Annotated in this window: 21 protein-coding genes; 4 read left to right on the top strand and 17 right to left on the bottom strand. The window is 63.2% G+C overall.

Annotated elements, in window-relative coordinates:
• Positions 1-15 precede the first annotated feature (15 nt).
• The 17 genes from FHW96_RS11590 to FHW96_RS11510 form a co-directional block, all read right to left on the bottom strand.
• Positions 16-321 carry a DUF5658 family protein gene (locus FHW96_RS11590; RefSeq protein ID WP_172340724.1) on the bottom strand — a complete coding sequence of 102 codons (306 nt, stop codon included), beginning with the start codon at positions 319-321 and terminating at the stop codon, positions 16-18.
• A gap of 43 nt (positions 322-364) precedes the next feature.
• The gene (locus FHW96_RS11585; protein ID WP_172340723.1) at positions 365-967 is read right to left on the bottom strand and encodes a lysozyme; all 603 of its coding nucleotides are present in this window, start codon (positions 965-967) and stop codon (positions 365-367) included.
• The gene (locus FHW96_RS11580) at positions 951-1,193 is read right to left on the bottom strand and encodes a hypothetical protein (RefSeq protein WP_172340722.1); all 243 of its coding nucleotides are present in this window, start codon (positions 1,191-1,193) and stop codon (positions 951-953) included. The genes FHW96_RS11585 and FHW96_RS11580 overlap by 17 nt, the downstream gene beginning before the upstream one ends.
• Positions 1,180-1,437 carry a hypothetical protein gene (locus FHW96_RS11575; RefSeq protein WP_172340721.1) on the bottom strand — a complete coding sequence of 86 codons (258 nt, stop codon included), beginning with the start codon at positions 1,435-1,437 and terminating at the stop codon, positions 1,180-1,182. Before FHW96_RS11575 ends, FHW96_RS11580 begins: the two co-directional genes overlap by 14 nt.
• 10 nt (positions 1,438-1,447) lie before the next feature.
• Positions 1,448-1,687 carry a hypothetical protein gene (locus FHW96_RS11570; RefSeq protein WP_172340720.1) on the bottom strand — a complete coding sequence of 80 codons (240 nt, stop codon included), beginning with the start codon at positions 1,685-1,687 and terminating at the stop codon, positions 1,448-1,450.
• A gap of 10 nt (positions 1,688-1,697) precedes the next feature.
• Positions 1,698-4,304 carry a hypothetical protein gene (locus tag FHW96_RS11565; RefSeq protein WP_172340719.1) on the bottom strand — a complete coding sequence of 869 codons (2,607 nt, stop codon included), beginning with the start codon at positions 4,302-4,304 and terminating at the stop codon, positions 1,698-1,700.
• Between the two features lie 6 nt (positions 4,305-4,310).
• On the bottom strand, positions 4,311-5,369 hold the full coding sequence (locus FHW96_RS11560; protein ID WP_172340718.1) for a hypothetical protein: 1,059 nt from the start codon (positions 5,367-5,369) through the stop codon (positions 4,311-4,313).
• Positions 5,369-6,007, bottom strand: coding sequence for a phage tail protein I (locus FHW96_RS11555; RefSeq protein WP_172340717.1), 639 nt, complete (start codon positions 6,005-6,007; stop codon positions 5,369-5,371). Before FHW96_RS11555 ends, FHW96_RS11560 begins: the two co-directional genes overlap by 1 nt.
• Complete coding sequence (locus FHW96_RS11550; RefSeq protein ID WP_172340716.1) at positions 5,997-6,845, bottom strand: baseplate J/gp47 family protein; 849 nt, start codon at positions 6,843-6,845, stop codon at positions 5,997-5,999. Before FHW96_RS11550 ends, FHW96_RS11555 begins: the two co-directional genes overlap by 11 nt.
• A gap of 65 nt (positions 6,846-6,910) precedes the next feature.
• Complete coding sequence (locus FHW96_RS11545) at positions 6,911-7,393, bottom strand: phage virion morphogenesis protein (RefSeq protein WP_172340715.1); 483 nt, start codon at positions 7,391-7,393, stop codon at positions 6,911-6,913.
• On the bottom strand, positions 7,383-7,883 hold the full coding sequence (locus tag FHW96_RS11540) for a phage tail protein (RefSeq protein ID WP_172340714.1): 501 nt from the start codon (positions 7,881-7,883) through the stop codon (positions 7,383-7,385). Before FHW96_RS11540 ends, FHW96_RS11545 begins: the two co-directional genes overlap by 11 nt.
• A 4-nt stretch (positions 7,884-7,887) precedes the next feature.
• Entirely contained in the window at positions 7,888-8,103 is a 216-nt protein-coding gene (locus tag FHW96_RS11535; protein WP_172340713.1) for a tail protein X, read from the bottom strand.
• A gap of 277 nt (positions 8,104-8,380) precedes the next feature.
• Positions 8,381-8,872, bottom strand: a complete 492-nt coding sequence (locus FHW96_RS11530) for a head completion/stabilization protein (RefSeq protein WP_172340712.1) — start codon at positions 8,870-8,872, stop codon at positions 8,381-8,383.
• Between the two features lie 119 nt (positions 8,873-8,991).
• Complete coding sequence (locus tag FHW96_RS11525) at positions 8,992-9,210, bottom strand: hypothetical protein (protein WP_172340711.1); 219 nt, start codon at positions 9,208-9,210, stop codon at positions 8,992-8,994.
• Positions 9,207-9,992: a phage terminase small subunit gene (gpM, locus tag FHW96_RS11520; protein ID WP_172340710.1), complete on the bottom strand. Its 786-nt coding sequence runs from the start codon at positions 9,990-9,992 to the stop codon at positions 9,207-9,209. The genes FHW96_RS11525 and gpM overlap by 4 nt, the downstream gene beginning before the upstream one ends.
• A 197-nt stretch (positions 9,993-10,189) precedes the next feature.
• A complete protein-coding gene (locus FHW96_RS11515; RefSeq protein WP_172340709.1) occupies positions 10,190-11,305 on the bottom strand; it encodes a phage major capsid protein, P2 family in 1,116 nt (371 codons plus the stop codon).
• A 60-nt stretch (positions 11,306-11,365) separates the two neighbouring features.
• Entirely contained in the window at positions 11,366-12,208 is an 843-nt protein-coding gene (locus tag FHW96_RS11510) for a GPO family capsid scaffolding protein (protein WP_172340708.1), read from the bottom strand.
• Positions 12,209-12,371: 163 nt separating this feature from the next.
• Between FHW96_RS11510 and FHW96_RS11505 the strand changes: the two genes are divergently transcribed.
• From FHW96_RS11505 to FHW96_RS11490, 4 genes are all read left to right on the top strand, one after another.
• A complete protein-coding gene (locus FHW96_RS11505; protein ID WP_172340707.1) occupies positions 12,372-14,306 on the top strand; it encodes a terminase large subunit domain-containing protein in 1,935 nt (644 codons plus the stop codon).
• An 11-nt stretch (positions 14,307-14,317) separates the two neighbouring features.
• Positions 14,318-15,427, top strand: coding sequence for a phage portal protein (locus FHW96_RS11500; RefSeq protein ID WP_172340706.1), 1,110 nt, complete (start codon positions 14,318-14,320; stop codon positions 15,425-15,427).
• 141 nt (positions 15,428-15,568) lie between these two features.
• Entirely contained in the window at positions 15,569-16,381 is an 813-nt protein-coding gene (locus FHW96_RS11495) for a DNA adenine methylase (RefSeq protein WP_172340705.1), read from the top strand.
• A 954-nt stretch (positions 16,382-17,335) separates the two neighbouring features.
• The gene (locus FHW96_RS11490; RefSeq protein ID WP_172340704.1) at positions 17,336-18,838 is read left to right on the top strand and encodes a hypothetical protein; all 1,503 of its coding nucleotides are present in this window, start codon (positions 17,336-17,338) and stop codon (positions 18,836-18,838) included.
• The last annotated feature ends 23 nt before the right edge of the window (positions 18,839-18,861 follow it).

Below are 18,861 nucleotides of genomic sequence, written 5' to 3'. Positions count from 1 at the left end.
CAGCGGGGGATCGGGTCAGGGGTTGAGGATGCGCAGGTTCTTGCGAACGACCCATGCATAGAGCGCATCGAGCATCAGCAGCGTCACCAGCGCTTCAAGTTGGGAAGCGGCGCCGCCCGTCACCATCCAGATCGCGAATGCCGAAATCAGCACGGTCTTGCCGATGAGGGTGGCTTCCACCCCGATACGGGCCATCACGAAGGCCAGCAGCCGATTGCCCTCGCCAGCGCGGCCCGACATCAGCCCGGCGCGGGTGGTGCGCCAATCGGCGACAGCGAGGCCGATCAGCAAGAGCGCGAGAAGATACAGAACAATATTCATGGCAATTACTCCAATGGGCGCCAGTGGGCGCGGAAGGGGGAAATCAGGCGGCATCGCGCAGGCAAATCGCCTGCTCTCGTTTGCGGCGCGCGACGATGCCGGGGATCACGCGGCCACCGGCCTTGTTGAACCATGTCAGGCTGTTGCAGGCGGCGCGGATCTGGCCCGCGTTGATCTGGCGGCGCATGGTCGAGCGGCAATAGGTCGGCCAGCCCACATGATGACCCAGACTGAGCGCGGCATAGCGGACGTTATCCCGGCGCGGGATCGAGAGCGCGAGGCCGGGGGTGCAGGCCATGATATGCGCCCCGTCAGCCGTCAGCCGGTCCACCAGCATCTGGGCGCATTGCTGCTCGGTGAACTCCCGGCCCACCTTGATGCCCTCGCCGGTCAGTCCGTCGCAGGCCGTGGCCACGCCGATCATATCGAGGTAGACTCGCAAATACTGCTTGCCGCTGATATTCGTGATCGTGGCGGTCCTGGCTTGAGGCGAGACGGCGACCGCCACCTTGCGGCCACTCTCTTCCTTGGGGATCTCGGTCAGCACCAATTGCGTGGTGGCCGGGCCGATCAGCGCCAGCAGCGCCGCTATCAACACCACCACGCCGCCCTTTTTGACCTGTCCGGTTTCAGGCTGCGTTGCCATCGGGCTTGCTCCCTTGCTGGATCAGACGCAGCGCGGTGGGCGCGGCAAAGACCGCCAGCCCGGCCAGCGCCGAGGCCAGCGGGCGCCAGCGTTCGGGCACATAGGCCACCAGCCCGGTCAGGATCTGGGGCTGGGCCACCAGCGCGCCCGCGACCACACCGGCCAGCGCGGCCATGCGCACCGACCACCAGCGCCAAGCCTGACGCGCATCTTCAACCAAGGTCATCGGATTGCTCCTGTTTTGCGCGCCGCGGATTCCTGATCCAGCCCAGCTCGATCAGCTTCTGCACGGCGGTAAGGCAGACCACGACAAGGCCGCCCAATTGGATAAGGTGAGGCAGGGCCTCCCAGAAATTCGCCAAGGCCATCACCATCAGGGCAAAGAGAGTGTCCCACCAGCCGCGCGCATGAGGCGCGGCCAGCGATGCGGTTGCCAGCACAGGCGATGGCAGGGGCGACAGGTCAGCCATGGGGCACCTGTCAGGTCGCGTTGCCGAAGACGCTGAAGGCCAGCGGCCCGGCGATCTGCGCGTCTTGCCAGCCAAGGACGCCCTGAATGGTCAGCGTCACATTCTTTTCCTCGGGCAGCGCTTCGAGCTGGCCCAACAGAAAATCGGCGCAGGCTTGGGGGAAAGTCGGGTCATTGGCAGGCCGCGCTGCCAGATCGGTGCGCACGTCCTTGATCGGGCCGGACATGGTGAAACCAAAGGGGGTGGACATGGGGAGCCTCTTATTTGGTGCGGTTGAAGATGGGGGCGTAGACGCGGAAAACCGTGTTCAGCGTGACGCCGCTGGCGTAGTTGATGTTGAGCAGCGGCCAGAGGTAGTCGGCCCCATTGTGGAAATAGGCCGCGCCCTCGGTGAGCGTCCGCCCGTAGAGGGCGAAGTTGCTGTTCGGGGTGAAGGCGATGCCGCGCTGCACCAGCAGACTATCCGCCGCGCTGTAGCTGCCGACCTGCATGGTGAGCTTGCCGGATGAGCCGTCGTAACCGGTTTGCGTGGTGCCCGCCGAGAAATCGCCGCTGATGATCCGCATGGGAACGTGGCAGCGATAATTGGACCCGGCCACATAGCTCATGGATTTCTGAGGCTGGAAACGCAGCACCCAGCCGCCAGAGCCGGTCGTGGTGCCGGTGTGCGAAAACTCCACGAAATCGCCATACTGATCAGTGCCGACCTTGGTGACGGCAATGGTCGCGCCCGCCGGGGTGCCGCTCATCGACCAGCCGGTGGGCAGCACTGCCGCCGCGCCGCCGATCAAACGGCGATTGGAAGGCTGGATGCCGCCGAAGCGCGTCAAAGCCTTGTCGCGGCCAGTGCGCCCCGTCCCCTTGGTGAGGATCATGTCGCCCAGCACAAAGGTATCGGCACTGCCCGCGACAATGCCGCTGCCATAGACGCGGAATTGCCACGAGCCGGGATTGGCATTGGCCGCGAGGTAGAACGGCAGCATCAGCTTGGCCGGTGAGCCATTGGCCGGAAGCGGGAAGGTGCGGAGGAATGAATAATAGTTGTTCGAGGTGTTCACCACATCGACCGTCACATAGGACAGCGTATTGCTTGCCGCCTTGGAAAGGCTGACCTCCAAGAACATCGGCCCGCCCGCCCCGGCGTAAGGATCGGTAAAGCCCAGCAAGGCAAGGCCGGTCACCGCCGCGTATTCATTCGCGCCATAGGGATCGGCCACAGCCACCGAAGTCGTGCCGGACGCATAGGATAAGTCATAGCCAGACAGGCCCACCGCGACCGGAACCACCAGCGGGTCATCGCTGATCGGGATCGCGGGCATGGCATTGATATCACCAAGCCAAGCCCCGCTGCGATCATCGAGGCGACCAACCGGCACGTTGGACAGGGCCAGCGGGATATTCGAGGCCGTGTCATCCAATTCAAAGCGGTTGTTATTGTTGGAATAGTTGGGGTTACGCCCAAGCGGGAATTCGATGTATTTCGTCAGCGTTCCGCCTACGAACGTATTGCCGCGCCCATGGAAATAGCGCGTATTGGTCACATAGGAGCGGATGAACGGCGCATTGAACGGCGAGGGATTGCCGACATGGTTGTCGAAAATCTTGAAGCCGGAAATATCGCCGGAAGTATCGGTGAACGAAGGCGGATATTGCGAGTTGCTCCCGCCGAGCGAGGTGTCCTCGTTGGCAATCAGGATGCGCGGCGTAGGATAGGCGCTGTCCAGCAATTCGCCGCCGAAGCGGCAGTTATAGATGATCGAGTTGTGACCGCTGTTGGTTTCGCCGCCGCTCGTATTCGGCTTGAGCCAGATGTCAGCCTTGGTGCGCGGAACGCTCGAATCGTTGCCGCCCTGAAAATAGCAGCGCTGGATCGTGACGTGGCTGCCCGGATGCGGCCCGATGACGATGTGATAGGTGTTGCCACTCATGTAGCAATCTTCGATGATGGTCTGGTCGGCCATGCCGCGCCAAGAGATGCCGCAGGTTTGCAGCCCGGTCGGCATCCCGCCGCCGAACCGGCAATTCTTGACATGCAGCGCGGGGCTATCGGTCGCGGAATTCTGGATCGCGCATTCGGTGTAGTTGTGGAAGCTGTTGTTGGTGAATTCCACCCGCCAAGAAATATTGGTGGCGGTGTTGGTGTTTTTGTAGGCGCCTTTCCCGCCAACAAAAATCAGACCATCCATGACGACAGTGGTGGGATTGCCCGAATGGGTCGCAAAATATTGCCCGGCAGGGATGCGGATCACCACCGTATGGGGAACGCGCGCCCGAATATTGATGGGCTTTCCGGCAAAGACAAAGCCGCCCGCATCATAGACGCCCGGTTCCAAGACGATGCCCACGTCATTAAAGATCGTGTCGCCCGAGCCGAGCGGCAGCGCGGCAGTCCCTTGCGCATAGGCAATGGCGGCGGCAAAGCCCGCCTGATCGGCCACCGCATGAGCGCCATCGCCCACCGCCCCAAAGTCGATGGACGGAACCGCCGAACGATTCTTCAGGCGGTCCACGTAAGGCGTGGTCGGGATGATGCCGAAAGGCGTTGAGGCGCTGGAGGAAACCTTCGTGTAGATCAGGATCTGGGTGCCCGACAGGACCGTATATTGCCGTGTGGCAAGGAGGTTACTGTCAGCCTGCGCCGCCGCCGTGCTGGCATAATTGGGATAGGGCAGCGTGGCGGCCACGGCTTGGGTGCTGGCCAGCGCGGCCAGCGCCACATCGCGCGCGGCACTGGCGGCGGCGACCATCGGCGCGGCCAGAGCGGCCAGACGCGCGCGCCAGCTTTTGCCGCCTTTGACCACCGGCAGGGTTTCGGTGCCGTCGATGGCGTCATCGGCCAAAAGATCGAGGTTGGTGATTTTGACCATGGGGGCTTACTTTCCGAGAGCGCGCCAGAAGACCGCGCGGTCGAGGTCGTCGGAGAACACGTTGAATTGGGTGAGGCTGACCTTGTTGCCGCCCACGCTGTTGCCGCTGACCGCGCCGGGGTTGGGGGTGCGCGCGGTGACCTGAAGGTTGACCGAGGCCAGATCGGTGAAGGGGATGGGGAAGGTCAGCGAGGGCGGCGAGCTGCTCTCGCCCGCCGTCACCTCACCCCATTGTTCGATCAGGCCGTTCGGCATCCTGCGCCAATAGCCGTTGGCATTGGAGCCGAAGGTGGCGGCATCCTCGACCAGGACAAAGGCGGCGGCGTGTTTGCCGTCGAGCAGATCGGCATCAAGATCGGTGCCCGCGCCATCGACCGTTTTGAGCAGGGTGAGGATGGCCGCGCCGGTAAAGCCCACGCTGTCGAAGGGCACATAGCCAAGGCGCGAGACGATATCGGCATACCATGCGCCATGCTGGCCATCGAGCAGATCGGCATCGAGGGTGGAGCCTGCGCCATCGACGCGCAGCAGCAGGGCGAGGATGGCGGCCTGCATCGCTGCCGGGGTCAGGGCGCGCTGGGTGTCGGTGCCTGCGCTGGCCTCGGCATTGGTGGCCAGTTCGACCACGCCTTGACGGGTGGTGGTGGCGGGCGGGTTGAGGAAGTTGGTGTCGCCGAAACTGATGCTCTCGGCCTGCCCTTCGGCCAGCTTGATATCCAGCACGAAGAAGGAGGCCGAGGGCGCGGCCTTGGCGGCGATGGGGCCGCTCTGGCCATAGACGGCAAACAGTGTGCCATCGGCCAGATAGAGCGCGAAACCGCGATAGGAATAGACATCGTCCGAGGCATCGAGCGCGGTCATGTGCAGCGTGTCATCGCCCGCCTGCTGACCCGAAACGTCGATGCGCTTGAATTCGCCGGGCAGGGCCTCGAGCGTGCTGGCCACGGTAAAGACCGCGTCGGTCAGGCCAAGCTGGGTGATGACCACCGGGCCGAGCGAGGGGCTGTCATCGCCGACAATGGCCGAGAGGCCCGCTTTGGTCAGGGTAATCAGCAGCGGGTCCATCAGATGTACTCCCAAGCGATGCCGTCCGCATCCTCGAGCGGCTCGCCATATTCGGTGGTCAGTTTGAGATCGTCGGCGGGGTCGGGGGCGATCATCGTCGCCATGGTGCGGTCCATCCGCCACGCGCGCGCCACGGCGGCCATGGGCAGGGTGACCTTGGCCATGATGCGCTGGCGCAGGGTGAAATGGGCGCGGGCGGGTTTGACGCGCACCAGATCGCGGTAAAGCTCGGTGGCGAAGCTGGCCGTGGCCAGATCGTCGAACGCGCCATCGAGCGGCAGGGTGCAGAAGAAGGTGTAGGGCACGCCGGTGCCGCCTTCCTCCCACCATTCGGTCAGGGTGATGCGCGGGTCGTAATCGGCGATCACCGCCTCGGCGGCGGCGCGGCTGCCCCGGATCTTGGCATTGGGGATGGCCTGCGCGGTGGCGGCGCGGCGCTGCTCCTCGCTCCAGCTTGGGCGCCAGCGGTTGACCGACAGGCCCCAAGCCAGCCACGGCAGGATCGAGGCCGGGATCGCATCGGGGCGCACAAGGTCGGTGAGCGGCGTGGGGATGGCGGTGATGCGCGCCATGGCCCCGGCCAGCGCATGTTCGAGCGGGCGCGCGTTGGGCGGCAGGAGGGAAGGGTTATTCGCCACGGCCCGCCACCGTCAGGTTGATGGCAAGGCAATGGCCGCATTGGGTGTCGTCCATCGGCATGTCCGCCGCCGGGCTGGACAGCGCCACATTGGAGACGCCCGCCACCGCGATGGCGGCAAAGATGTTGGCCCGGTTGATGTCGCGCCCGATCTTGCGCGCGGCAATACGATAGGCTTCGGCCCCAGCCTGCGCATTGGCCAGCACCACATCGCCATCGGGGCCATCGAACACGGTGATCGCGGCGGTGATCGTGTAGGGCACGATGGTGGCAGATTGGACGATGACCTGATCGGTGAGCGGGCGGGCGCCAGCCAGCGCGGCCTCGACATTGGCGATTTGCTGCGCGCTGGCGGTGCCGTCGCCTGATGCCGAGAGGAGCGAGACCAGGACAACACCGGGGCTGGGGCTGGTGACGCTGGCGTCGGCGATGGTGCTGTCGGCGGAAAGGGCGAGATATTCATAGGCGCTTTCCGGGCCAGCGACCGAGAAGGCATCGGGGGCAAGCTGGATACGATAGAGCAGCGCGGTGTCGTCCTCGCCGGTCAGGCGGGTGACGCCCAGCAGCGCGCCGAGGTGATCGAGGTTGCTGTCTTTGGCGTAGGCGAGGAGGCATTGCTTGGCCCGCTCGTTGAATTGCTGGCGGATCAGCAGCTCACGATAGGCGGCGACTTCCAGTACCTTGACCGCCGGGTCGCTCTCGACCGTGGCGTCCCATGTGGGCAGCAGTTCCTGCACATCGGCGATCAGCGCGGCGCGGATCGTCTCATAGTCGAGGCTCTCCACCACCGTGGGGGCGGGGAGCTGCGACAGGTCGATGACGGAGGTGCTGCTGGACATGCCCCCGTTGTGGCGGGCCTTCGCGCGCGCGGGGAGGGGATGGCAGGGTAAGGGGGCGGTTTACCCTAGAGGCCGTCCGGCTCCAGCATCTCCCCTGCCACCTGCAGCGCCAGATCCTCATCATCACGGCCAAAGCCCAGCAGGCGGCGTTCCGCATATTTGGCGCGGATCTTTCGGCCATCGCGGCCCCGGCCCACGGTGACGGTCAGGCCGAACTGGCTGACCGAGCCGACGCGGTCGGCGGTGTTGGTGACGGGTTTGATTTCCACGCCATCGGCGGCGGCATCCACGCGCCATTTTGCCATTTTGCGCAGGCCCTTGAACATCTTGCCGCGCGCGCCCTTGCGCAGGCGACCGCGCAGATCGCGGCGGGGTTTGCGCGCGGCGAAGGCGGAACCATCGGGATCGACGTTGGCGGCGATGCGTTTGAGGTTGGCTTGGCGCAGCAGGCGGCCCAGCTTGAGCGTGGCCTTGCGGCGCTGGGCAGGCGCCATGCCTGCCACGATCCGGCCAAACCATTCATCGAGGCGGGAGAGGTCATTCGCCATCGACCACATCCCATGGCGGCAGATCCTCATCATTGACGGTGATCGATGTCAGGACCGGGGCGACATCGAGGCCGCCGAAGGGCAGATCGTCAGGGAACATCGGAACCGGTTCAGGCAGGTAGCTGGCCTTGGCGCCTTGGGGCGTTATGTCCACCGCCACGCCTTGGCGCAGTTGCAGGCGGATCTGCACATCGGCTTTGCCATTGTCCAGAATATCGACCTCGAAGTCGAAGGCGTCGGCACCCATGGCAAACAGATCGGGCTGGTTGGTGCGCAGCCAGATCAGGAGGGCGAGGGCAAAGTCGGCGATATCGCCCGCGAACTCGACCAGCAGGACGTTGAGCTGGAATTCAAAGGCGAAGGAGAGATCGTCGGTGTCGCGCGACTGCGCCTTGCCGCGATCCACCCACATGATGAGGTTCTTGGGCGCGGCCTTGAGTTCGGGCATGGCCTGCATCAGGGCGGCGCGCAGGAGGTTGATTTTCAGCATCGGCTTAATCCCAGAGCTGCACGATATCGATGGTGGCGGTCTGGGCGGCGCTGGCATCGGGCAGGATCACAGCCGTGCCGCCGGGCAGGCGCGGGCCAATCTCGGCAAGGCCGGGGTTCAGCTCCAGCACCTGTTCGGTGACCGCCGCCGTCTTGCCCAGGATGCGGTGGCAGATCTCGTCGACGGTTTCACCATCCATGGCGGTGGCGGTTTGGGTCATTGGCCTATTTCCCACGCTGGGGTGGCGGGGGGGGATGGGAATTGGCCGGATCTCCCCTCCTTGAAATAGCGGCCATCCGGCCCGCATTTCTGGCGCCCGAACAGCGACCAGTCGTTGCTGCGCTCGGAATAGGCTGAGCGATCAAGATGGGTGATTTTCAGGCCATCGACCGGGCATGCGGCGGCGGCAATGGGGCGTTGGCACCTATTACGGCCCTTCATGATGACCGAGAAATGGCCGCATTGGACGCAAGGCTTTTCGTGTCGTTTGATGGCCATCACAGCATCTCCGCGCGGTTGCGCGCGACCGGAGCGCCGCCAATCGAGAGCAGGTCGGCGATGGCAGCATGGCCCTCGCGGCGGTATTCGTCGGCCAACGCTGCCTTTTCCGAGGCGCGGGCAAGGCCGGTGTCGGAGGAGGCAAGATCGCGGTTGCCGCCCGCCAGATCGGCGGCGGCGTAATAGCCCACCGCGCGGGTCCAGAGCAGCTCGGCGCGGTTCTTTTCGTTGAGCGTGTCGGTGGTCACATCGGCAAGGCTGGCGGCCCCGGCCAGCGCGCGGGCGGTGCGCCAAGCGGCCAGTTGGCGCAGGGCCGAGAGCATGCCGCCCTCGATGGCAAGGGTAAGCTGGATCTGGGTGATCGCGCCGCCGCCGATGTTCATACCTTCGCGCACATCGGCCAGTTTGACCGGCGGGAACCAGCCATCGGCCACCACCTGCGCATCGGCATCATCGGGCGGGGCGATGGGGGTGGGGGTGAAGCTGTTCATGGGCTGGGCCTTTGCGTCAAAACGGGGCATCAAAACGGGGGGTGGGGATGGTGTGGGCTGGCTGTCACCGGAGTGCGCCGTCCGCGCCAACCGCCCCCCGCCGCCGTGGGGCGAACTGGTTATTCGGGGGTGGGGGCGGGCGCCAAGGCGGGTTTGTCCTGCCAATCCGCGTCGGTTACCTCCTCAAAGTAGACCGAAAGGCCATTGAAGAGCGGGATATGCATTTCGCTCCAGCGCGCCATATCGATGGTTTCGGCTGACGATGATCCGCTTTCGTGATGATGGCGGATGGTGACGCGCACCGGTCGGCCAGCGGCATAAATATGGGCAGTGCTCAAGGTTTTGCTCCTTTCTGGGCGTCTCCATCGGTGCCCGACACTTCGGGCGAGGCCAGCTTTTCCAGTACCTTCTTGAGCGCCTTGATTTCCGACCTGACGCCGATGCTGTTGTCGAGCTGGAGCGCGCGCTCCAGATGGGCGACGGCCTCGGTGAGATAGGCGGCCTTGCCACCGGCGGGGGCATTGTCGGCGGCAGGATCGAAGGCCTTGGCGCGGCGGGCGAAGCTGCGGCCCAGCGCCTTGTGCAGTTTGGCCTTGGCCTGATCGGGCATGTCACGCCCATCGATCAGCGCGAGGACGCGGGCCAGCACTTCATGTGGCACGGCTTCGTTCTGGGTCAGGCTGATCGTCGCGACCTGTTCGGCAAGGAAGCACGGAATGGTGCTGTTCATCCGTTCCGGCGAGGCCAGATTGAAGTGGATCGCATGGGCGGCAAGGCGCAGGGCATAATCCCAATCGCGATAGTCGATGGCCCAGATCAGGTTCCACACAAGGATTTCATCCTGCGCGGCCTGTCCCTGTTCGCCTGCCTGCAGCACGCCCTCGATCCATGGAGCGAAGGTACGGGCCATCTCGACCTTAACCGGGTTGCGCGCCTCGATGCTGGCAATGTCGGAGAGGGAGCGCAGATTGTCATGGAGCGCCACGCGCAGGGCGGCATATTCCTGACCGGCGGGGCTTTCCTTCGTCAGTTCGGGCGGGGGCGCGTTGGGGGCGGCTTCCGGCTCGCCCGCTTGGGCAGCAAGGATGCGCTGGCGGTGGCGAAGTGCGGGGCTGAACATGGGGTGGGCCTTTCGTCTGGCGATTTGCCCGCTCTATCTGGCGGCGGGCCGGAGGCGCTGGGACCGGAGGGGTTTATCGCCCCTGATGCCCGGTCGCTCCCTCCTGTGCGTCTCGGCTCCGGCGGTGCCATCCCAGATGACAGGTTGCGCCATGCAGCAGGGGCCTAAACCCCTGCCATCGCCTCTCGGGTGTATGATTACGGAGCCGGGCGGGCCGGGGCGGCGCCGACGACGATGTTCTCGACATAGGCCACCATCTCGTATTCCTCGATCACATAGGCCTCGTTGACGCTCTCATAGTTGGCGATCCGGTTGTATTCCGGCTCGTCCTTGAGCTGGCGGCGGCGGGTACCTTCCTGCACATAGATCGAGAGGTTATCCAGCCGCGTGATCATGATCGCATTGGCGGGGAAGAAGGGGACGCGCACGGCGGGCAGGCCGCCGATCTGTTTGGTCGAGCGCAAGATGCGGTCGGTGGCTTCGACCTGCATCGCCTCGGCGCCGGTGGCCTGGGCGATGTTGAAATATTTGTCATCGACCAGATCATGGCCGACGATCACCACCAGCGAGGTATCACCGCGCCACCATTCGGGGATCAGCCGCTTGGCATCGAGCACCAGCGCATCGAGCGAGCTGTAATCGGCATCGGCGGAAGTGGCGTTTTCAAGGCTGGGATCAAACAGATCCACGCCCGCCTTGACGTAAATGGCATTGAGCGCGGCATTGTTGGCGCCGTTGCTCTTCACCGTCAGATTGCCGTCGCTCATGATCTGGGCGGAGGCATTATCGCGCAGCTTCTTGATCCAGCCGATATTGACGTCCTGCAGCATGGGGTTGGCAGCGCGGTCAGTCTGGGCCGCCGCGCTGGTGCCGTTCCAGCCGATCATGATCCGGTCGCGGCCCTGCTGCTTCAGGATCGCATCGCGCATCAGCGTCTGGAATTCAGGCTTGTGACGCCATGCATCCATCAGGGCATAGGACTGCGCCCAGTCAAAATCGGTCTTCTTGCAGAGGTAGCGGCGCTTTTCCGAACTGTCGTTCGGGTCGGTCGGGTTGCGGCGAGTGCCCCCACTGGTGTCGGTACGACCGGCAATGGTGCGGGCGGTGGAAATGGCCAGCACCTGCCCTTCCTGATCGATGACAGGAATGATGTTGATCGAATTCAGGAATTCGGACGATTCCTTGATCTTGTCTTCGAGCTTTTGCTCGACCGACGGGGCGACCGCGAATTGGGCGGTGGCATCAGGCACACCGTTGAGCAGCGCGATCTGCGATGCATAGGCCATGAAGAGAGCGCGGGTTTCATTGCGCATGGGGTAAATCCTTGTCTTGGCTGCGGCGGTGGATGGGCGCGGGGCTGGGCAGTCGAGGGATCAGCAGTCGGTTTTGGCGGTCTGCGAGGTTCCATTGGCAGGCGGGCGGAAGGTGTAGTTGTGGGCGGGAGTGCCTTCCTGCGTGTCTTCCAGCTTCTTCAACTTGACGGCCAAGGCATCGGCTTCGGCACGGAACTCGCTGCGCAAGCCATCAATGGAGGTGGCAATGCTTTTGCTGAATTCCTCGAACATCGGGCGGAAGGTACTGAAATCGAAAGTGGCCGGCTGCTGCCCCTCGGGCGGGGTCTGGGGCTTGTCTTCCGACTTGGGCGCGGGGGCAAAGCTGGCGGTGAACTTGTCGAACATGGCGCTCATGCTGGCGAGCAGGCCCTTGCCCCCATCGGTGATGCCGCCATCATCGGCCAGTTCCAGCGCGGTGACTTCATCGCGCGACAGGTTGATGGTGCCGGGGCGGTTGCGGTTGAACTGCAGCCTTTCGGTGGCGATGGCCGCCGGGCTGTCGGTCAGCGCGCAGCCCATAAGATAGGCAAAGCCCTTTCCGCCGAAATTCGGTTCGATCTCGATGGAGGAATAGACCTTCTGGTTGGCCTCATTCAGCGCCTTGGCATCGGCGGTGATATCGAAAACGCCATAGAGCGCCTTGCGCTTTTCCATCGTGCCGTTGAAATCGACCTCGACTTCGCCGACCGAGAGCGAATCGACATCGCCATAGGCCTTGAACGGGGCCTGCCCGCTGATGCCCCGGATATGCTCGATATTGAGCCGCGCGCCATAGGTCTTAGGATTATAGCTCGAGGCCATTTCCTCGATCATCTTGTCATCGATCACGCGGCCATCGACGGTCGAACCGGCGGTGGCGAGCAGGAAGGGCTTGGTCTTCATCGGGATACTCCGGGCGTAGACATTGGGGTTTGGGCGGGGCGGATCAGCATGCCCCCTGAAATCCACGGCCACCGGCCATCCTGCAACGCGCGGGCGCGGTAAGGGGGCGCTTTACCCGGCAAGCATGGCGCGCGCGGGCACAAGATCAGGGCATGGCAGGATCATGCCCACCAAAAATGCCCCCGATGATGACGCGCGCCCGGCCCAGAGCCGACAGGTGACGCGCGCCAAATCCCGCGAGGCGCGGTCGATGTATCATCGTGGCTATGACATGGCCGAGATCGCGCGCGAGCTTGGCGAGAAATACGACACCGTGGCCAGTTGGAAGCGGCGCGGGGCGTGGGATGACGACAAGCCGGTGCGCGTGGTGCAGGATCACCTTGAGGCCAAGATCGCCAATTACCTCTGCCGGGAGCCTTACACCGAAGGCGACATGAAGCGCGTCGATCACCTGATGCGGATGATGGAGCGCGCGGCCCGGATCGAGAAGTTTGGCGAGACCGGCAAGGAAGGCGATCTTAACGAGAACGTTGGCCGCCGCAATGATGCCAAGGCCAAGGCGAAGCGGGCGGACAAGCGCAAGAATTTCCTGACGCGCGAGCAGTATGAGGCCCTGCTCGATGACTTCCTCGACTGGTGTTTCGAATATCAGCTCGAATGGTGGGAGCAGCGCGACCAGCGCACCCGCAAGATCCGCAAGAGCCGCCAGATCGGCGCCACGGTCTATTTCGCGCGCGAAGCCTTTGCCAAGGTGGCCGAGGATATCATTGCCGCGTTGGCGGGCGAGGATCGCAAGCCGCGCAACCAGATCTTCCTATCGGCCAGTCAGCGGCAGGCGAACAAGTTTCGCCGGGAAATCGTCAATTGGGTGCGGCGCGTCACCGGCGTCGAGCTTAAGGGCAATCCCATCCTGCTCGACCTCAATTTTCCGGCCGAAACGGATGAGGCGGGCGAGGAGGTATGCGCCGCCCAGTCACTGGATACGGTGGGCTTCTATCCGGTTTCAACCAACAGCGCGACCGCCCAGGGCGAAAGCGGCGACTTCTACTTTGACGAATATGCATGGGTCCACGGCTTCACCCAGCTCAATGGCGTGGCCAGCGGCATGGCCACCCACGAGATTTACAAAAAGACCTATTTCTCCACGCCATCGACAAAGACGCATCAGTCCTATCGCTTCTGGTCTGGCGAGGAATGGAATGCCGGGCGACCCAAAGGGCAGCAAAAACCCTTCGACATCAGCCATAAGAACCTGCGCAAGGGCGCCATCATGCCCGATGGCAGTTGGCAGCAATTGGTCACCATTCACGATGCTGTGGCCAAGGGGCTGGGCAAGCTGGTCAATGTCGAGAACCTGCGGCTTGAATATTCGACAGAGCGCTTTGCCAACCTGTTTGAATGCGAAGACATTGACGACAGCGAGAGCAGCTTTCCCTATGCCCGCATCAATCCGGCGCGCGTGGACAGCTTCCTCAAATGGCGTGATTTCAGGCCCGCGCTCATTGATGTACCGGGTGGGCGGCCCTTCGGCGATAAGCCGGTATGGCTGGGCTATGACCCGAATAAGCAGGGCCGCGATGACGCCGCGCTGGTGGTGGTCGCGCCGCCCGATGTGCTGGGCAAGGGCAAGTTCCGCGTGCTGGAGAAGATCCGGCTTAACGGCAAAGACTTTCAGGGGCAGGCCGATGCCATCCGGGAAGTGGCTGCGCGGTACAACGTCACCGATATCTCTATCGATACGACCGGATCAGGGGCCGCTGTTTGGGAAAACGTGGTCAAATGGTTCCCGCGCGCCCGCAAGATTGACTATTCGGTGGCCACGAAAACCGCGCTGGTGATCAAGGGCCAGAACGTTTTCAACAATGGTCGCATCGAATTCGATGCCGATTGGCTGGACGTTATGCAGGCCTTCATCGCGATCCGCCCGGCCGGAACCGGCAGCGGACGCGGTGTCACCTATATCGCCCGCCGCAATGGCGAGATCGGCCATGCGGACGTCGCATGGGCGATCCTTCACGCACTTTCCAATGAACCGCTTGATGCCGGGGCCGTCAATGGGGCGACCCAAGGCCGGGTGGCGTCCTCTGATGACGATTAAGGAGCCGATTGATGACTGATGCCCCTTCGACCGAATTGGCCGTGATCGAGCAAGAGCAGGCGGGAGCGCCGGAGAAAGCCGCGTCGTTGCGCGGGGAGGTTTTCACCTTTGGCGATGCGGAGAGCGTTTTAGACCGGCGCGACCTGTCGGCCTATTTCGAGCTTTGGCACAATGGCCGCTGGTATGAGCCGCCGATGCCGATGGGGCGCTTGGCGCAGGTTTTCAATGTCTCCCCCTATCACCGGAGCGCGGTGGCCCTGCGGGTCAATTTGCTGGTCTCGCAAATGGTGCCGTCGCGCTGGCTTGGGGCCGATGACTTTGAACGGTTCGCGCTGGATTTTGTCCAGATGGGCAATGGCTATGTGGAGAACGTGCCCAACCTGTCGGGCCGGATCGCGGCGGCCAAGCATAGCCCGGCGGTTCATACGCGGGCCGGGGTCGAGGCCAACGTCTATTGGTTTATCAACGGCGTTTTGGGGCAGGAACACCGATTTGAGCCGGGGCGTGTGTTCCACCTGATGCAGCCCGATGTGGCGCAGGAGATCTATGGCCTGCCCGAATGGCTCTCGGCGCTGCAATCGGCGTTGCTGTCGGAAAACGCGACGCTGTTTCGGCGCCGCTATTACATCAACGGCAACCATGCGGGCTTCATCCTCTACATCAATGACCCGCTGGCCGATCAGTCGATGGTGGACGACATCACCGACAAGATCCGCAAATCCAAGGGCGCGGGCAATTTCAAGAATATGCTGATCTATTCGCCCGGCGGGAAGAAGGATGGCGTTCAGGTCATCCCCATCGGCAACATCACGGCCCATGATGAGTTCACGGCGGTCAAGGGCATCAGCCGTGACGACATGCTGGCCGCGCATCGGATGCCGCCGCCGCTGATCGGGATCATTCCCCAGAACAGCGGTGGCTTTGGCAAGGTCAGCGAGGCGCTCGACACGTTTTACTTGACCGAGATCATCCCCATCATCCGGCGCATGTTGCGGATGAACGACTGGTTCGGGGTGCCGATCTTGTCCTTCCGCGATTGGACCTGCGCCGATGGGCGGCTGATCCAGCAGGACGGCACTATCGTGTCCGTCAGCAGCGCTCCCGGCGCGCGGCGGAACTGATATTCCGCCCGCCGGGTTGGCGGGGGATGGGGCGGTGGCACGCCCAATCCGACGAGGGATCTTCGTCATGGCCCAATCGGTCCCGCCTTGGGACCATCCCGCCTGCCGACTCGGCGCGGGAACATATATGGAACAAATGCGATGATGTCGAATCTCGAATGCCCCCTTGCGCCTGTTGCGCCGGTCCGTCCGCTGGCGCCCTATATCGGAGGGAAGCGCAATCTTTCGAAGCGGTTGGTGGAGCGGATCAATGCGGTGGAGCATGCCACCTATGCCGAGGTGTTTGTGGGCATGGGCGGGGTGTTTTTCCGGCGCGACCGGCGCCCGAATGCCGAGGTCATCAACGATTGGAGCGAGGACGTCTCGACCTTCTTCCGCGTGGTGCAGCGGCATTATCAGCCCTTCATGGACATGCTGCGCTGGCAGGTCACCAGCCGAGCCGGGTTTGAAAAGCTGATCGCTTTGCCGCCGGATAGCCTGACTGACCTCGAGCGGTCGGCGCGGTTTCTTTACCTCCAGCGACTTGCCTTTGGGGGGAAGGTTTCCGGGCGGGGCTTTGGGGTGTCGCTGGATCGGCCTGCGCGGTTTGATGTGACGAAGCTGGGGCCGATGATCGAGGCCGCGCATGAGAGGCTGGCTGGCGTGGTGATCGAGCGCTTGCCCTGGGCAGATTTCGTCGCGCGCTATGATCGGGCGGGGACGCTGTTCTATCTCGATCCGCCCTATCACGGCTGCGAAGGCGATTATGGCAAGGGCATGTTCGGGCGCGAGGAGTTCGAGCAGATGGCGCAGGTGCTGCGGAGGATCGAGGGGAGGTTCATCCTGTCGATCAATGACCGGCCCGAGGTGCGCCGGATCTTTGCCGAGTTCCAGATCGAGGAGGTCGGTGTGCGCTACACGGTGGGCGGTGCGGCCTGCTCACAGCAGGCTAGGGAACTGATCATCAGCGGGTAGCGCCGGGAACGCAAACCCTTCGGGAAAGCTCTGTGAGGGGCCGTGGCGGCGCGCTGCGGCCCCTTTTGCATGCCCGGTCCCCGAGGGCGGGAGGGGAGGGGTGAGCGCCGTCGCCAGACCTGCTGAAACGCCCTCGCCCCCACGCCTCGCTTTCGCCTTTTTCATCGAAATCTGTGCATTTGGGGCCGGACCTGTGCGCCCTCTGTCGAGCTGGCGGACACCCCCCTTTGTCGCAAACGGGTAACATCGGTCACCACCCCTTAGGCATGGCCTCCAAAGGCGCAGAAATCAGCCGTTTTTCAGGTTACCTCCATGGGGTTATTCAGAGGTAACATATTCAAGGGTATGGGGTTATCTCACTGATTTTCAATATATTTATTGATTACATATATTACCATCAATCAAGGTAATCTTATAACCTCAATGTAACCGATAGATTACCGCCTAAACATCTGAAATTCATTGCATGTTACCAATGTTACCAGTTTGCAGATAAGGGGGCGGTAAGATGAGGAACCCCATCTTATGGCCGCAAAAATACCGAGCGAATTGATGTCATGCGGTGATGTGGCTGGCTGGGGCGGCTGTGCGAATCTGTGCGCAGGAGCAACGCGCAGGACAGCCCATAAAGCTAGAAGATAGATGATCGCTGTTAGGGTCGCATTTGGGACCAAAAAGGTTAGCCAAATGGTTCGAGACGCCGCAGACTTCCTTGGGTCACTTTGGGGCGGTTAGCCAAACTATGTCTATGTTTCTAATGAATTCAGGCAGTTCCTCCGCTCCTGCCAGGGTTTTCCCAGAAAGCATGATAATCAAGCCCTTCGGGGCGCCATTTGGCTGACCTGCACACAAAGGTTGGACCAAATCCCCTCGAATGCCGACTTGCCAATCGCGCCGCTGCGGCTAGGGATGCGGCTTCGGGCAATGCTGTGGGGCATCTTCTAGACCATGCGTGTGATTGATCCATCGCCGGCTCTGTCTTCGGCCGCGCGCGCGGGCGAGAGGCGGCTTTACTGGTTCGCGGTGTTGCTGGCGCTGGCTTCGTGCCTGCCCGTTCTGGTCGCGCGCTATCCGCAGATGAGCGATTATCCCGCGCATCTGGCGCGCTATGCGGTGATGCTGGATGGCGGACGCAGCGCGGATCTGGCGCGCTATTATTCGTTCCATTGGGCCTGGACGGGCAATCTGGGCGTGGACATCCTGATCCGCCCCTTTGCCGCGATTTTCGGGCTGGAGACGGGCGGGCGGATCATCACCGGGATCATCCCGCCGCTGACCGCGCTGGGCCTGATCGCGGTGGACCGGCAATTGCACGGGCGCGTCACCATCGCCTCGCTGCTGGCCATGCCTTTTGCGTGGTCGCCGATGATGCTGATCGGCCTGCTCAATTATGCGCTGGGTCAGGCGCTGGCGCTCTGGGCCTTGGCGCTTTGGGTTTGGCTCGATCGAAAAGGGGCCGTCTGGTGGCTGCGCGCGGCGTTGTTCGTGCCGATCGGGCTGGCGGTGTGGCTGTCTCATCTGTCGGCGTGGGGCGTGCTGGGCGTGCTGCTGTTCGGCTATGAGCTGGGCATGGGGCGTGGCTGGCGGGCGTTTATTGCGCCTTGGCCGCTGCTGGCGCCGCTGGTGGTGATGGTGCTGGTGCCGGGCACGGCGGGCACGTTCTCCTATGGGCCCTATTGGTGGGTCTATAAGCAGGCGATCTGGCTCAAGGCCATGCGCGATACGGTCTATGCGCTGGATTACCTGTCGCTGGTGGTGGTGGCGCTGGCCTTTCTGGTGGCCGCGGCGATGCGGCGGCTCGATGGACGGCTGGGCTGGGCGGCGGTGATGCTGTTGGCCATGACAATTGCGGTGCCGCGTCATATTTCGGGCGGCGATTATGCCGATTACCGGCTGGTGACGACCGGGCTGATGATCTGCTGCCTGTCGATTCGCTGGCCGCGCGCGCCGGGCTGGGCGATCACGCCGGTGGTGATGCTTTATGTGGCGCGTCTGCTGATCACCACGCAGGACTGGCACGATGATTCGGCGCGGATGGAAAAGATCTTGGCCGCGCTCGACCATGTGCCGCAGGGGGCCAAAGTGGCCAGCGCCGTGCTGGTGACGCGCGAGCAATGGCCGCTCAACCATTTCGAACATATCGGCGCCTATGCGGTGGTGCGTCGCCATGCGCTGGTGAACGCCAATTTCGCGGTGCCCCATGTCCATATGCTGCAATTGAAGCAGGGCGGGCGCGATTTTGACGATCCCTCGCAGCGATTGCTGCTGCACCATACGCAAAAGGTGGATCTGGCCAATTTCGCCCCCGCACGGCAAGCCGACTGGCTGTGGTATGTGGGTGATCGCGCGCCCGACACGATGCCCGAGGGCGCCGTGGTCGTCTGGCGCGGGCAGGGCAGTTTGCTGGCGAGGCTTAAACCGGCTCCTCTTGCAAAATCGGGCCCTCTTGCAAAATAGAGGAAGTCGGACTAGATCACCGC

The sequence above is a fragment of the Novosphingobium sp. SG751A genome, assembly GCF_013149295.1.
GTDB lineage: Bacteria > Pseudomonadota > Alphaproteobacteria > Sphingomonadales > Sphingomonadaceae > Novosphingobium.
The sequence above is the reverse complement of the archived record's forward strand: the minus strand, read 5'-3'. Positions and strand labels throughout refer to the sequence as shown.